Source organism: Paenibacillus xanthanilyticus (assembly GCF_042682185.1).
Taxonomy (GTDB): Bacteria; Bacillota; Bacilli; order Paenibacillales; family Paenibacillaceae; genus Paenibacillus_Z; species Paenibacillus_Z xanthanilyticus.
In genome coordinates this window covers 1,547,312-1,562,944 of the sequence record NZ_JBHUHA010000001.1, presented here as the reverse complement: position 1 = coordinate 1,562,944, position 15,633 = coordinate 1,547,312, and the positions used below count along the sequence as shown (strand labels likewise).

The 15,633-nt window shown below is 56.0% G+C and carries 12 protein-coding genes; all 12 read left to right on the top strand.

The window, feature by feature from the left end; all coding sequences use genetic code 11:
- Nucleotides 1–25 precede the first annotated feature (25 nt).
- Nucleotides 26–1,339 carry an extracellular solute-binding protein gene (locus ACFSKT_RS06385; RefSeq protein WP_377716672.1) on the top strand — a complete coding sequence of 438 codons (1,314 nt, stop codon included), beginning with the start codon at nucleotides 26–28 and terminating at the stop codon, nucleotides 1,337–1,339.
- A 93-nt stretch (nucleotides 1,340–1,432) separates the two neighbouring features.
- Nucleotides 1,433–2,302, top strand: coding sequence for a carbohydrate ABC transporter permease (locus ACFSKT_RS06380; protein ID WP_377716670.1), 870 nt, complete (start codon nucleotides 1,433–1,435; stop codon nucleotides 2,300–2,302).
- A gap of 14 nt (nucleotides 2,303–2,316) precedes the next feature.
- On the top strand, nucleotides 2,317–3,174 hold the full coding sequence (locus ACFSKT_RS06375; protein ID WP_377716668.1) for a carbohydrate ABC transporter permease: 858 nt from the start codon (nucleotides 2,317–2,319) through the stop codon (nucleotides 3,172–3,174).
- 229 nt (nucleotides 3,175–3,403) lie between these two features.
- Nucleotides 3,404–5,347, top strand: coding sequence for an asparagine synthetase B family protein (locus ACFSKT_RS06370; protein ID WP_377716666.1), 1,944 nt, complete (start codon nucleotides 3,404–3,406; stop codon nucleotides 5,345–5,347).
- Between the two features lie 15 nt (nucleotides 5,348–5,362).
- Complete coding sequence (locus ACFSKT_RS06365; protein ID WP_377716664.1) at nucleotides 5,363–5,491, top strand: paeninodin family lasso peptide; 129 nt, start codon at nucleotides 5,363–5,365, stop codon at nucleotides 5,489–5,491.
- 113 nt (nucleotides 5,492–5,604) lie between these two features.
- Complete coding sequence (locus ACFSKT_RS06360) at nucleotides 5,605–6,534, top strand: HPr kinase/phosphorylase (RefSeq protein ID WP_377716662.1); 930 nt, start codon at nucleotides 5,605–5,607, stop codon at nucleotides 6,532–6,534.
- Nucleotides 6,535–6,548: 14 nt separating this feature from the next.
- Entirely contained in the window at nucleotides 6,549–8,348 is a 1,800-nt protein-coding gene (locus ACFSKT_RS06355; protein ID WP_377716660.1) for an ABC transporter ATP-binding protein, read from the top strand.
- Nucleotides 8,349–8,441: 93 nt separating this feature from the next.
- Nucleotides 8,442–8,951, top strand: coding sequence for a hypothetical protein (locus ACFSKT_RS06350; protein WP_377716658.1), 510 nt, complete (start codon nucleotides 8,442–8,444; stop codon nucleotides 8,949–8,951).
- A gap of 535 nt (nucleotides 8,952–9,486) precedes the next feature.
- Nucleotides 9,487–12,744 carry a carbohydrate-binding protein gene (locus ACFSKT_RS06345; protein ID WP_377716656.1) on the top strand — a complete coding sequence of 1,086 codons (3,258 nt, stop codon included), beginning with the start codon at nucleotides 9,487–9,489 and terminating at the stop codon, nucleotides 12,742–12,744.
- A gap of 154 nt (nucleotides 12,745–12,898) precedes the next feature.
- Nucleotides 12,899–13,078 (top strand): small acid-soluble spore protein H, encoded by a 180-nt coding sequence (locus ACFSKT_RS06340; protein ID WP_377716654.1) that lies wholly within the window; start codon nucleotides 12,899–12,901, stop codon nucleotides 13,076–13,078.
- A gap of 250 nt (nucleotides 13,079–13,328) precedes the next feature.
- Complete coding sequence (locus ACFSKT_RS06335; RefSeq protein WP_377716652.1) at nucleotides 13,329–14,468, top strand: DNA sulfur modification protein DndB; 1,140 nt, start codon at nucleotides 13,329–13,331, stop codon at nucleotides 14,466–14,468.
- The gene (locus tag ACFSKT_RS06330) at nucleotides 14,468–15,622 is read left to right on the top strand and encodes a DNA sulfur modification protein DndB (protein ID WP_377716650.1); all 1,155 of its coding nucleotides are present in this window, start codon (nucleotides 14,468–14,470) and stop codon (nucleotides 15,620–15,622) included. Before ACFSKT_RS06335 ends, ACFSKT_RS06330 begins: the two co-directional genes overlap by 1 nt.
- The last annotated feature ends 11 nt before the right edge of the window (nucleotides 15,623–15,633 follow it).

The following is a 15,633-nucleotide window of genomic DNA, read 5'->3' as shown; positions in this document are numbered from 1 at the left end:
AATTGCCGGGGAGGTTTTTCAAAAGATGAAAGCGTTGCTAAAAAGGTCGATGGGGGTTGTGCTGGCTGTCGGCGTCGCAGGCAGCATGGCCGCATGCGCGTCCCAAAATTCGGGCGATACGCAATCGGGCGGGAGCGGCAAGATCAAATTGACGCTCTGGGATCAGTCCGTCGGCAATACGGACCCATCCGCCAAACTATTGCCGGAAATCATTGAAAAATGGAACAGCGAGCATCCTGACATTCAAGTCGAACGGACCGGTACCACCGGCGAGCAGTACAAGACCAAGATCAAGACTGCGCTCGCGGCGAACGAGGCGCCCGACGTCTTTTACGGCATGGGCGGCGGCAGCTTTATGCAGCCTTATATCAAGTCCGGCAACGTGCTCGACATTACGAGCCATGTCACGGACGACATCAAGGCGAAGATGGCGCCGGGGATGCTGGAAGGCATCACGACCAACGGAAAAATCTATACGCTGCCGGTCTATACGCATATCGCAAGCCTTTACGTCAATACGGAGCTGTTCGAGAAAGCCGGCGCCAAGATCCCGACCACCTATACGGAGCTGCTCGACGCGGTATCGAAATTGAAGGAAGCGGGCATTACACCTGCGCTCATCGGCGAGAAGGACCGCTGGCCGGGCATGTACTGGTACGATCTCATGGCGATGCGCCAGGCGGGCAACGACGCGGTTATGGCAGCGTTCAAGGACCCTTCCCAGTGGAACACGCCCGACTTCGTCGCGGCGGCCGCCAAAATGCAGGAGCTGGCGAAAGCCGGCGCCTTCAACAGCAGCATGTTCAGCATGAGCTACGACGAGATGCTCGGCGCCTTCAATGCGGGCAACGGAGCCATGATGGTCCAGGCGAATTGGGTCAATGGCGGCATCGAGGACGATTCGTCCGCGGTCAAGGGCAAGGTGAAGGTCGTTCCTTTCCCGATCTTTGAAGACGGCAAGGGCAAGAACACCGAGATTTTCGGCGGAGGCCAGGACGGCTTCTACGTCAGCAATTCCACCAAACACCCGAAGGAAGCCGTCGAATTCCTCACGTATCTGAGCATGGAGCTCGGCACGAAAGGGTTCCAGGCCGGCGCGGGACTGCCTTGCTGGAATACGGACGGACTCGACACGTCCAACCTGTCCGAGCTTGACCAAGCCGCAGCCGAAATCATGAAATCGGGGAACTCGTTCATTACGTGGTGGGATAATATCCTCCCGGCTGAATCGGCGGATGCGCACAAAAATTTGATTGCGCAGCTGCTGTCGGGGGAGATTACGCCGGAGCAATTCTCCGAACAGATGGCACAGCTGAAACCGACGGAGCTGGATCTGTGATCTGTGATCTGTGATCTGTGATCCGAACCTCGCCCGAAATCCGATGCGGTTAGGGATTCTTCCCCTAATCGCATCTTTAATAGGAGAACCCTGATGAATACCGTATTTTCGAATAAAACGGCGATTTGCCTATTCGTTCTGCCGACGCTCCTCATTTTTTGCGGCATCGTTCTGGTTCCGATCGTGGTCTCCAGCTATTATAGTCTGCTCGATTGGAATGGCGTAGGGAAAGGCACGTTTATCGGCCTGCAAAATTATGTGGAGATGTTCACCGATACGCGGGCCTTGCATGCCATGAAAAACTCGCTACTGTTCGCGGCCGCGTCCGTGTTCATACAATTGCCGATCTCGCTGCTGCTGGCCCTTATTCTGGCATCCGCGGTCAAGGGAGAGGGGTTCTACCGTACCGTCTATTTCATCCCGGTGCTGATCTCTACCGTTGTCATCGCGCAGCTGTGGTCGAAAATCTACAACGCGGACTATGGTCTTCTGAACACCCTGCTGAAGGAAATCGGACTGTCCGGTTGGGCGCAAGATTGGCTGGGGCAGAAGAAGACGGCACTTATCTTCTCGTTTATTCCGACCTTGTGGCAGTATATCGGTTATCATATGCTGCTGATGTACGCCGGGGCGAAGTCGATCTCGCAGGATATCTTCGAAGCGGCCAAGATTGACGGGGCTTCCCGCGTGCGGACGGCGATCTCCATCACGATTCCCTTGATGAGGCCGATTCTGAAAGTCTGTCTCGTCTTCTCGATCATCGGTGCGTTCAAGGTATTCGATCTGGTGTACGTCTTGACGGGCGGAGGGCCGTTCTTCTCCACCGAGGTGCCGAGCACGCTCATGTACACGACCATTTTCGACACGTACCGATACGGATACGGAAGCGCAATATCCGTCTTTATTATTGTGGAATGCCTCGTGTTTACGGTCCTGATTAATCGATTTTTCAAAACGGAATAGAGGGGGTGCGCACAGTGAGCGCAGCAGAAGCTGCCTATCAGAGAAAGCCGAGGCTCGCGGGCAGGATGATCATGCATGCGTTTTTGATCTTGATCGCGATCACACAATTGTATCCGCTCGTTTGGCTGGCGTTTTTCTCGTTGAAAGATAACGGCGAGATTTTTAGCGGCGATGTACTGGGACTGCCCAAGAAGTTCCTCTGGAGCAATTATGTCCAGGCATTTACGGAAGGTCAGGTGCTCACCTATTTTCTCAATAGCGTGTTGGTTACCGCGGTCACCATTCTTCTTGTCGTGGTGCTGTCCTCGATGACGGGCTATGCCATTACGCGGATGAATTGGAAGCTGAACCATGCGACGATGATGCTCATTCTGCTCGGGATGATGGTGCCGATTCACGCGGCTTTGCTGCCGCTCTTCATGGTCCTGAAGAACTTGAAGCTGCTGAATACCTACTGGGCTTTGATTATCCCCTATGTCGCGTTCGCGATCCCGATGGCGGTATTCATTCTCGCCAGCTTCTTCAAGGGCATTCCCCGCGAGATGGAAGAGTCCGCGGTCATCGACGGGTGCGGGATTTATCGAACGTTCCTGTTCATCGTCTTCCCGCTCGTTCGTCCCGCGGTCGCCACGGTGTCGATCTTTACGTTCCTGTCGTCTTGGAATGAATTAATGTTCGCGGTGACGTTCATTAACGACGCGGCCATCCAGACGCTGACAGTCGGAATGATGTCTATGGTCGGAACCTATATCACGCAATGGGGCATTATCGGCGCGGGACTGATGATAACGACGATCCCGACGATCGTCATTTATTTGCTGCTCAGCAAGCAGGTGCAAAGCAGTATGATTGCCGGCGCCATCAAAGGGTGATGAAGGGGAGCCCAAAGTAAGTTGTCCACCAGGCCTGAGGCTGCCGACAAGATCGGCGGCCTTCTTTTGTTCGGATATCATGGCGCCCAAAAATTTTTTTTTGCCCATTTGCGACAGGACGGACTCAAAACTAAAGGAGGGCGCGAATCGTTAAAGAGTAAGGCGTTTTTTTTTGCCATTCACGATACATAATGTATCTAAAATAACGATACCAATTGGAGATATTCACATGAGTGCCATCGCAGGGATTGTCCAGCATTCGGGCTTGTCGCCGGATGACCGCCAGCTCGAACGAATGATGCAGGCGTTGGAGCGTTATCCGGCCGACGATCGACGAATTTGGCGGGCAGAGCATGCAGCCTTCGGCTGCCATGCGCAGTGGATCACGCCCGAATCGCGCGGCGAGCGGCTCCCATATTCCTGCGAGCGGACGGGGCTTGCCATTACGGCCGACGCCATTCTGGATAATCGGGAGGAGCTGTTCGACCGGCTGCGGATCGCGCGCGGACTGCGCGCAGGAATGACGGACAGCGAATTGATTCTCTGCGCCTACGAAGCTTGGGACGTCGAGGCGGCAAGGTATTTGATCGGCGATTATGCGTTCGCGATCTGGGACGCGAAGCGCGGCCGGCTGTTCGGGGCGAGAGATTTGCAGGGCAACCGGACGCTCTATTACAGCGCGGACGAGCAGCGGTTCGCTTTCTGCACCGTCGTCGGTCCGCTGCTGGCGCTGCCCGGCATCCAGTCCGAGGTGGAAGAGTCGTGGCTGGCGGAATTTCTGGCCATTCCGGTCATACTGGATACGGTCGACGTGCATGCCACGGCCTATCGGGGAATCAGGCAGATTCCGCCCGGCCATTCCTTCTCGCTGACCGGAGGACGCTTGACGCTGCGACAGCATGATGCGATCGCCATTCCGCAGCAGCCGCTCAAGCTGAAGTCGGACGGCGATTACGTCGAGGCCTTCCGCCATGTGTTCCGCGAAGCGGTCCAAGCCAGGCTGCGCACCATCGGAGAGGTCGGCGCGAGCCTGAGCGGCGGCCTGGATTCGGGCGCGGTCGCGAGCTTCGCGGCCGAATCGCTGCGCGGTCAAGGGAGAACGCTGCATACCTTCAGCAGCGTACCGCCAGCCGACTTCGTCGACTGGACGCTTAAGAGCATGGCGGCCGACGAAACGCCATTCATTCAGGCGGCGGTCCGGCATATCGGAAATCTCACGAACCGCCGTTTGGATTTTGCCGGGCGCAGTCCGCTCGACGAGGTCGACGATTTGATCGGGCTTATGGAAGCCCCTTACAAATTTTTCGAGAATTCGATTTGGATTAAAGGCATGCTCGAGGAAGCGAGCCGGCAGGGGATCGGCGTCCTGCTGAACGGGGCGGCCGGCAATTTCACGATCTCGTGGGGGCCGGCGCCGGACTACTACGCCCGTCTATTGCGGAGGCTGCAATGGAGACGGCTCCATGCCGAACTGAAGGCTTACGGCCGCTATAACGGGGTCGGGCGCAAGAAATTGCTTCCTTATATTGCAGGGCTGGCATGGCGCCAGGGCAGACAGGCTGCCGGACGGCGGTCCGAAGAAGAACGGCCTTCGCTCATTCACCCGGAGCTCGCGAGGCGAACGAACGTGCTGGAGAAGCTTCAAGACCATGATGTCGGATTGTCCGAGTGGAGCGAGCTTGCCTCCAGGGCGTATCAGTTCGAAAACTTGGCCGCGGCCAATCATCAGGGGACATCGGCGACGAAGCTGTCGCTCCAATACGGCGTGGCCGAGCGCGATCCGACGGCAGATCCGCGCGTGATCCGATTCTGTCTTTCCCTGCCGATGGAGCAATTCGTCAAGGACGGCATGGACCGGGCGCTCGTCCGACGGGCTGCCGCAGGCATGCTTCCGGACGAGATTCGGCTCAACCAGAGGGTCCGCGGCGTACAGGGAGCGGATTGGATCCACCGCATGCGCTTCTCCTGGCCGGCTCTGACCGATGAGGTGCGGCAGCTGTGCGCAGATCCCGCCGCGGCCGGGTATTTGAACACGGACCAGATTCGGCGGTCGCTTCAGAAGCTCGGCCCTGCGCCCCGGGCGGAGGCGGCGTTCGATCCCGACGCGCGGATCGTCATGCAAAGCCTGATCGTCTATCGTTTCCTTCGCCGGCTATCCGGACCGAAGGCTTGAAAGGAGGTGAAAAATATGAGAAAAGAATGGCAGCAACCGACATTGGATGTGCTGGACGTCTCCGCGACAATGGGCGGACCGAACGGCTTGTACCCGGACAAAAACGGCAAGGGTGCGAACAACGGCAAGCCACAGGCTTCCTAATCACGCTCATTTAGTACGAGAAACAGACCCTTATCCACGCGACGTGTATAAGGGTCTGTTTCCCGTAAGAAACGAGGCGGCGGGTTGTTCAACGATCATAAAGGGGGAGCATCATGGAATTAATCGTTCAGCAGAGGAAGGTGTACGAGTCCTTCGGCCTGCGCATCGCAAGCGAAATCGAGCTGCCGGAGCTTCTACCGGGCAAGCCGCAGGAGCCGGATTGGGCGGATATCGACATCCGTCTGGAGGATCTGGAACAAGTGTGGCGGGAGCATGAAGTGCCGGGGGACTATTACGCGTTTCTTCCGGACCGGTTATTGTTCTATGTGCCGGACATCGCGATCTTCAGCGTGAGCGGAGGGCGGGAGATCCGCGTCTCGCCGCTGCCCGGGTCGGGGGAGACGGCGCGTCGTCTCTACGTCCTCGGCACCTGTATGGGCACCATCCTGATCCAGCGCAAGACGCTTCCGCTTCACGGCAGCGCCGTTCTCATCGACGGCCGGGCTTATGCGATCGTCGGGGATTCCGGCGCGGGCAAATCGACGTTGGCGAAGGCGTTCGTCGAGCGGGGCCACCTGCTGCTGAGCGACGACGTCATTGCGGTGTCGCAGGCCGGTCCTGATGGCCGGCCAATCGTGCAGCCCGCCTATCCGCAGCAGAAGCTGTGGCAGCAAAGCCTCGACAGCTTCGGATTAGACCGGCGGAGCTTCGACCCTCTCTACGAGACCAAATACGCCGTGCCGGTCCGCTCGGGATTTTGCGCGGACCCGGTGCCGCTGGCCGGCGTCTTCGAGCTCGCCAAGTCCGAGGAGGGGGAGATCGAGCTGGCGCCGTATACGGGGCTTGAGCCGCTGCCGATTTTGCGGATGCATACGTTCCGGCAGTTCCTCATCCCGCAGCTCGGGGGAGATACGTGGCATTTCGGCGCCATTGCGCGGCTGGCCAGTCATATTCCGGTCTATCGCTTAAGGAGGCCTGCGGGACCTACCTTCACGGCTTACGAGCTCGTTGACCGTATCCATGCCGCGGTATCCGGCAGCTGAGGAGGAAGCCCGATTTGAAGGAGCTATTCGTTTATGTCCGCAAGCTGCGGCGATTCGCGGGACTGAAATTGTATCTGAGCATGTCCGGCATGCTGGCGGTCAGCCTGCTTGAAGGAGCGGGGGTCTTCCTGCTCCTTCCGCTGCTCGCGCTGGCGGGCTTGACCGTGTCCTCCGCTTCTGACGGGTTGTCGCTGCCGCTTCACCTCCTGGCTCCGCTTCGCCAGCTGCCGGATGGGATGGGACTGCCCGCGGCGCTCGCGATTTTCGCGGCGATCCTGATCGGCCAGGCCTGGCTGCAGCGCCGGCTCGCCATCTTGAGCGAGCAGATCGAGCAGGGATTTATCCGCCAGCTCCGCCAAGACCTGTACCGCGCGCTGCTGCAGGCGGATTGGTCGTTTTTTCTGAAGCAGCGACGATCCGATTTTATCCATTACCTGACGAGCGAGCTGTCCCGGGTCAGCTATGGGGTCTATTTGTTCCTCCAACAGGCCATGACGCTGCTGTTCACGCTCGTTCAGCTCGGTCTGGCGCTATGGCTGTCGGTCGAATTGACGGTTGGCGTACTCTGCGGCGGCCTGCTGCTGGCGCTGTTCGCACGCCGATACACGCGCAAGTCCCGGCGAATCGGGGAAGAGACGACTTCGCTCATGCAGCTGTACTTGGCCGGGCTGACCGACCATCTAGGCGGGATGAAAGAAATCAAAAGCAGCGGCATGGAACGGCAGCATTACGGCTGGTTCCAGGAGCTGTGCGGCCGAATGGAACGGAATATGGTCGACTTTTCGACCGTGCAGGCCAAGTCCCGCTTCGCGTATAAAGCGGCGTCCGCGGTGCTGATCGCGTTGTTCGCGTATGCGGCGCTCGCCCTGCTGCACGTCCAGGTAGAGAAGCTCGCCCTGATTCTGGTCATCTTCTCGCGCCTATGGCCGAAATTCCAGTCGCTGCAGTCCGGCGCGGAGCAGCTGGCGCAATCGCTCCCCGCGTTCAAGGCGCTGAGCGACTTGCAGTCGAAACTGACGAGCGTCCAATCGATGGACGTAGAGGAGGAACGTGCCGTAGCGGGACCGGCGGCGCTTCGGCAGGGCATCGCATGCAACGGCGTCTATTACCGTTATGATGCGGACGCCTCCGATTACGCGCTCGAAGATATCCGCCTATTCATCCCCGCGGCCGGCACGACGGCCATCGTCGGCCAATCGGGAGCGGGCAAGAGCACGTTGGTCGACGTTCTCGTCGGGCTTGCTTTTCCGGAGCAGGGGGAGGTGCTGATCGACGGCAAACCCTTGACCGAAGCGGATGCGCTGGCGCTGCGCAGGACGGTGGGCTATGTATCGCAGGATCCGTTCCTGTTTCACGCCAGCATCCGGGACAATCTGTCGGCTGCTGCTCCGGGCGCCTCCGAGGAGGAGATGTGGGAAGCGCTGCGCTTCGCGGCGGCGGATCGCTTCGTCCGCCGACTGACGGACGGACTCGATACCGTTCTCGGGGATCGGGGCGCCCGCTTATCCGGCGGCGAACGCCAGCGGATCGTGCTGGCCAGGGCGATTCTGCGGAAGCCCGCCATCCTGATTCTGGACGAGGCGACCAGCGCGCTGGACGGCGAGAACGAGGCGCTGATCCAGGAAGCGCTGGAACATCTCCATGGCAAGATGACGATCATCGTCATCGCGCATCGGCTATCGACGATCCGCGGCGCGGATCAAGTCGTCGTGATGGAGAACGGCCGGATCGTGCAGCAAGGGGGATTCCGCGAATTAGCGGCCGATACCGACGGGACATTCGGCATGATGCTTGGCAGAACGGAGGCCGGATGAGCCCTGTCTCTTGCGAGGGGGTACGGTAGGAAACGACCGTCTGAACACGAACCCTATGTCATGCATAATAAACAGACAGAAGGTGTTGGTGAATTGACCTACCTGAATTACGAAGAATTCTCCGCCTATATGCTGGCATACGGGCGAGTAGAGAAACCGATCCTCCACTATATCGCCATCAGGAAAAACCATCTGGATATGCCGCTCCTCGTGCTTCACAAGTCCAACGAGTTCGGATTGACGAGAAGGGCCATGAACGCGCTATTGCGGCATATCCCGGGCGAATCGGGTACGCTGCGGGACGTGCTGCAGCTCAGCCTCAGCCAGATCATGTCGATACCCGCGATGGGGCAAGCATCCATCGAGAACTTTAAGCGCGTCCTGTATCAAGCGGCCGTTCCCATTCCGCATGATTATGACGAAGAAGAGCACTACCGCGCGGAGGATTTGCAGCGCATCTTTCTCATTGGGACCAAAGAGGAAGTCGTCCAGCAGCTCCAAGACGGTATTTACAAAGGCGCCTTCATCGGAAGAGACGGCGTATGGCTGAAACCCCGCCCAGCCCCGCAGCCTCAAGTCCGCAGGCCAGAACAGGCCGTATAAGGCGCGGAGTTACACCGGTTCGCTTTCTGCACCGATATGTTCTTCTAGAGCGAGTGGATCAATCGACAAATGTGCTTAGGCCACAGTCGATTGCTTCTGCTGGCTCTTTTTATGCTGCTGCTCGAACCTGATTCGGAAGTCGATTCAACCTCCATTGCCTTGCCGTGATAGATATAAATGATATATCAACTTCAGACGAGTAGCTATTTTAGGAATCGGAAAAAGCGTCTAAAAACCGCCACTATCTAGTTGTCATCCAGAAATTTCGTCAAACCTATTGTTGAATTTTGCGAAAAAACTGACATAGCATTTAATTAATATAATATATTGACATTATACCAATATAGGCATAATATTGAAAAATGTAAGCGCTTAATACATGGCGATTGAGGCTGAGATATTCAGGCCGAATGGAAGGGGCGTGATCGCGAACGTCAACCGCCTGATCGAACGACCACTCTGATCACGATGGAAATTCCGGATCACTCCCATGCGCAACAGGTTCTCCCGTTAAAATATCGACAATGGAGGTTGTATGATGTTTGTGATGAAGAAGAAGCTGCTGAGACTGTTCGCCATACCGTTGGTCGCGGCTATGTCGCTCACGGCGTCCCCGTCGCTGGGCACATCTACCGCGCACGCCTTTACTTCGACCGATGCCGATACGGCGATCCAAGCGTTCAACGCCAAATTCTGGGATCCGGCCGCCAAGATGTTCTGGAAGGACTCGAAGCGTGGTACCCATCAGGATTTCTGGGTGGAAGCCGAGCTGTGGGAACTCGTGATGGATGCCTACCAGCATACGACCGATCCGGCGCTGAAAGCGCAGCTTCGCGCGCAAATCGATGATGTGTATGCGGGCACGGTCGCCAAATACGGCGAGGACTGGACCAATAATCCGTTCAATGACGATATTATGTGGTGGGCCATGGGTTCAGCGAGAGCCTATCAATTAACCGGCGATCCCAAGTATCTGGAGCAGGCCAAAACCCATTTTGACTTTGTCTATGATACGCAATGGGATGACGGCTTTGCGAGCGGCGGGATTTGGTGGCTGAATAATGATCGTTCGACCAAGAACGCGTGCATCAATTTCCCGGCAGCCCAAGCGGCGGTTTATCTCTATAACATCACGGGCGAACAGCGCTATCTCGATGCGGCAACCCGGATTTTCAAGTGGGGCAAAACGATGTTATCCGATGGCAACGGAAAGATATTCGACCGGATCGAAGTGGAGAACGGGCCGATTCCGGACGCCACGCATTACAATCAAGCGACGTTCATCGGCGCAGCCGTCGGATTGTACCAGGCAACCGGCAATTCCGTTTATCTTGATGACGCGGTTGAAGCGGCTCAATTCACGATGACGCGTCTGGTCGACGCGAACGGATTGTTGAATTACGAAGGTCCGAACGGCGATTTGAAGGGCGGCAAGACGATCTTGATGCGCAACCTGGGCTTCCTGCAGCAAGAGCTGGCTTCCCAAACGGACGGCAAATACGCGGCATTCCGCAGCAGCTTTAACGAATGGGCCGCCTTTAATACGGAGATGGCCTGGAGCCATAAGAACGGGGAGTCCATCGTCGACGGCAACTGGGCTGGACAGCTGCTTGCCGGTACCTACGAATCGTGGTCGTCGGCAAGCGCCGTTGAGGCGCTGACCGCGATCGCGCCTCAAGAAGCGCCGCTTCGGTACGCGGCGAAGGATCCTTTCCAGAAGATCGAAGCCGAACGGTATAATATCGGCACCGGGTTCGTGTTGGAAGGAGCGTTGGAAGGCTCGCTGCAATTGGGCGGCATTCAGCCGGGTCATTTTGCCGCTTACAAAAACGTGAACTTCGGCTCCGACGGCGCGATCGGCTTCATCGCCCGCGCGGCCAGCGGTACCGGCGGAGGCAAGATCGAGATTCGGCTGGACGCCTTGGACGGCCCGAAAGTCGGGACGTTAAACGTAGAAGGCACCGGCGGATGGAACAACTACATCGATGCGGTCGCACTGCTTAAGGACGATCAAGGCAATCCGAGCTCCATTACCGGCACGCATGACGTCTATCTTGTCTTTACGAGAACGAACGATGACTATCTCTTTAATTTGAACTGGTTCAAATTCACAACGACGGATCCAACGGAAACCGATGCATACGCGAGCTTGAAAGCCGGCAACTTCGATACCAGTGAAGGATTAAGCCGCAACGCGACGGACGGCTATTTGGATGCCATACACGACGGCGCGTATGCCTCCTACAAGGGAATCGATTTCGGAACGGGCGCCGCCGGCGTGACGGTGCGCGTAGCCAGCGGCAATCAAGGCGGCCAAATTGAAGTGAAGCTGGATAGCCTCGAAGGACCGACCGCAGGCATCATCGATATTCCGGCGCTTGGAAGCTGGAACAACTGGGTGGATATCATGTCCACGATCGATGACACGCTGGCCGTTGGCGTGCATGACGTCTATCTTGTATTCCACGGGAAGAACGGCACCGATTTTCCGGTTAATCTGGACCGGTTTACGTTCTCCACGGTCAAAGGGAAGCGATTGGATGCCCTGGGCAAGTTAGAGGGAGAGAACTATACCAGCGCCGTAGGAGTTGGCCGAGAGAATGGCGGAGGTCAAACGTACCTCGCCGGCATCTATGGCCCGAACAAACCGTATGCGATGTACAACTACGTTGATTTTGGTACCAGCAGCCCATCTAAGCTCCATCTTCAAGCCGCCAGCGACACCAGCGGAGGAACGGTCGAAGTCAGAATCGACGGCATGAATGGGCCGGTTATCGCAACCGCCACGATTACCGGTACCGGCGGGTGGCAGAACTTCCAGACCTTCTCGGCGGATGTGACGACGCCGGTGACCGGCAAACATATCGTATTCCTGTTGTTCAAAGGGAACGACTGGCTGTACAATTTCGATAAATTCACCTTTGGCGATGCATCCGTATTGAACGCGCCGACACCGCCGCGCGAGCCGGTGAATGACGGGATCCCGCCTAGCGAGGTGGAGAATGTCCAGGTGAGCCGCGATGACGAAGGGATCTCCTTGAATTGGGATGGACCTTATGATATCGAAGGCGACAAGGTTCAAATCCTATTGTATAAGGAAGGCCAGCAGACGGGGAGCACCGTAGAGGTCAAGCGAGGGGTGCAAACGGCCGAATTGGAAGGCGTGGCGGCCGCTCAAAGCGATACCATCGTCATTCGAACGGTGGACAGGTGGGGCGTGGCTTCGAGTGGCATCCGGCTTGAAGCCGCCAACCTGCCATCGTTCACCTTCACGGTTGACGGCAGCGATACCGAGGTTCAGCATGGCAGCATTTATGATGATTTTCATACCTTTACATTACGAGTCGCCGCACATGGTCAAGCGATTAAGAACGCGACGATCGCCATTAACGGCGAAACCTACGAGCTGGATCCGCAAGCCGGCGAGGACGAACTCGAGCTTGATTTTGCCGGCCAATTAGGGACCAAGCAGGCAACCATTATTGTAAAAGATTATCGGGGCAATCGCACCCAACGATCGCTGCAATTCGAAATCACGACGAGCGTGTCTTCCATGCGGCAGCTGATTACGCGTTATGCGGAGTCGGGCGAACTTGCCGGACCGATTGCAACGAAGCTCCATAATGCGTTACATCAGGTTCAGCATCACCTGGATAAGAACCATCGGGATCAAGCCGTGAAACACATGCAAGATTTTGTGAAGCATTTGAATAAAGCGAATGATGTCAAAGAAGCAGCTAAACAAATCTTGCTTGCGGATGCGAAGGTGTTGATAGCGGAGTTGCACGAATAAAAGAATGCCCATCGTTTCGTAGGAGGAAGCTTGCCGTTGGTATTCCAATGGCAAGCCTTTTTTGTTTGTGGGGGGAACTTGAATGATGGCACGGGATGAATGAGGAGGGCGTTGGGAAATATAGACAGGACAACTTCACAAAGGAGGGGTGCACTTGAACATACAACGGGCAAAAGAAATTCAGTCCTCGCCGAACTTGGCTAACATCACGTTCAACGGGGTGCCTGTATACATTCAGCATGTCGACGAACAGAACGAAACCGCTAGAATCTATCCCTTGAACGATCCTGAGCAAGAACAGACCGTGTCGATACAAAGTTTAACGGAACATTAATGGTATAGAATCCTTTCGCTTGGCGGTCCTCGTCCAAACACATACGTGTTTGAGCCGATGGACAACCATAGGGGGTTTCGTCATGGCGGCGGTCTTTTTTTCAATGCAGCAAGAGGAGAATGTCAGTTTTAGTGGAATCATAAAATGGATAAACTTATCAAATGAGAGAAGCTTGTATCGAGCATCTTATGCAGCCGAGTAGAGAGATTCCGATAGACTGGACGCAAATTACGAGAAGCGGAGGTTGATTATGGAGCCCGTACAATCATTGTCGGATCTGATATCAGAAAATTCAGGGAACGGAACGTTCATCGAGATACACGCCCAGTCGGGGAGGACATTCGGACAAACGACGCTAACTGCTACGGTGGCGATGAACCAATTGTTCTCTATCTACGAAGTTGACCTTGAGGTTCAGCGTCAACTGATTCCCAAGAACGTCTCTCAGCTCGTCGACTACCTGTTGTTGTATCTGGAACACGGACAAAGCATTTACTTCCCGGGGATCATCCTGTCTGCTCGGGGCGCAGGTCAATATGATCCGGACACCTCCACGTTTCGCTTGCAGCCGATGGAGAAGTGCTATGTGGTAGATGGCCAGCATAGGCTCGAAGCGTTCCGCCGGGTGATGGAGATGCTTCAGAGCAATCTAGCAAGGGCCAAGGACCGGCGGGAGTTTGAACGCGTGCAAGAAATTACGGATCGGCTCAGGAAGCTGTATGCGTTCCCGATGTCTGTCATGATTTATGGCGACATTAACCCGAAGCAGGAACGCCAGCTGTTCTCGGACATCAACAAGCTGCCAAGAAAAATAGCGGGAAATCTCGCCATGCTGCGGGAACAACGGCGATTCTATCATGTCATGGCAACGCGGTTGGTGGAAGAATATCCGGTCATGAAGCATCTGCCGACCGATATTTATTCGGAACGGGGGAAAAGCCCGGGCTATCTGTTTTCCTACTCGCTGCTGATTGAGCTGCTCGTTGGCTTATTCGAGGGGCGCCTGAAAGTGAATGCCCGTCACAATGGGTATCATTTTACGGATGTGGTCTTGCAAGAGCATCTTGAGCAGGCTGCCTATTATTTTGAAACGCTGCTTCATGTTCTGCCTGAACCGGAACCGGGTTCGATTTGCTGGACGGAAAATATCCAGATAGCCCTTGCTTTATTTTTGCACGAGGAAGCCTTTAAGTCGCAGCAATTCAACAAGTACACCTTGCAATACGCCGCGAAAATCCTCCCGCATATCCAGTGGGCGACCATCTACAAAGACGATGAACAGACGCGTTTGCCGCGCAGAAGCCGCATCATGAAAGCCTACCAATCGATTAAAGATTTCTTTGCGGAGCAGCACAATTTCCTAATTTCGGATAAGGAGGACGCCGGTTAATGGATGGTCTTAAACTCTCGATGAACATTCAGCCGTATTGCGAGCGGTTCGGGCTTACAACGGTTTCCATGCGCGTGCAGGATTTGTTGAACTATACCGTCATCGACCCGATGGTGCAGCGGAAGCTTAGCGGCGGGCAGCTTCGCAAAATCGCGAAATATCTGCAGGAACGGGAATTGGATCATGTGTTCTTCGGGCCGGTCACGCTGTCGCTCCGGGACATCTCTTCCCTAATGAAAGCAGAGGCGCAGTTCATCCTGCTGCACGGGGCGAAGCTGAGTATTCTGGACGGACAGCATCGTATCATGGCGCTGGGATACACGAACGACCAGTTGGCGAAGGAAAGCCGTAAACATGAGAAGGAGCTCAGCCGCTTAAAGGTGAAATGCCGCCAGCATCCGGAAGATGACACTTTACGGGAACATACCGAGCAGCTGGAGGGACTATTGAGCCAGCTCGAATCCAGAAGGCTGGATCTTCTGGAGAGCGAGCTGACCGTTCAGCTGTATATCGGATTAACCGAAGAGGAAGAGAAGCAGCTGTTCGGCGATATTAACAGCAAAGTCCAGCTGGTGAGCAAGGAGCTCGGCCATGCGTTTGACGGCAGCGACCCGATCAATACGATGATTCAGCAGGTCGTGGACCATAATACGCTGCTCAAGAACGCCGGCGTGGAGACCCGCAACAATCTCACGGCCTATAACAAAAATTTCACGTGCTTTAGCTGGCTGCATACGATCGCTTCCCTCTTGTTTACGGGTAAAACCCAAGCTTCTTATGAGCTGGCGCGCAGGGTTCGCCATGACCCGACCATCCATACGGAAATTTTGCACCAGTTTTTTAACGGCGTGCTGCCTGATCTGCCGGAGCAGCCTGGGCTTGGATCTTATATCAGCTCGAGCAGAGTCGTGCAAGAAGCGATTGCGTTGTTCGCGCATGAGCATCTCGACCTCGGCAAGGGCGGCCGCCGCGATTGGACCTCGTGTTTCCGGATCCTGCGGCAAATCGACTGGAGTCACAATAACGAGGAGCTGGCGAGCGGCTTAGGGCGATTGGATAACGGCAAGATCAATCTCATCTACGATAAGTCGATGAGAAAACACAACCTCATCCTGGATTACCTCCGTCAACTTCGGCTGGAAGAGAGCGCGTAAGGACGGATTCC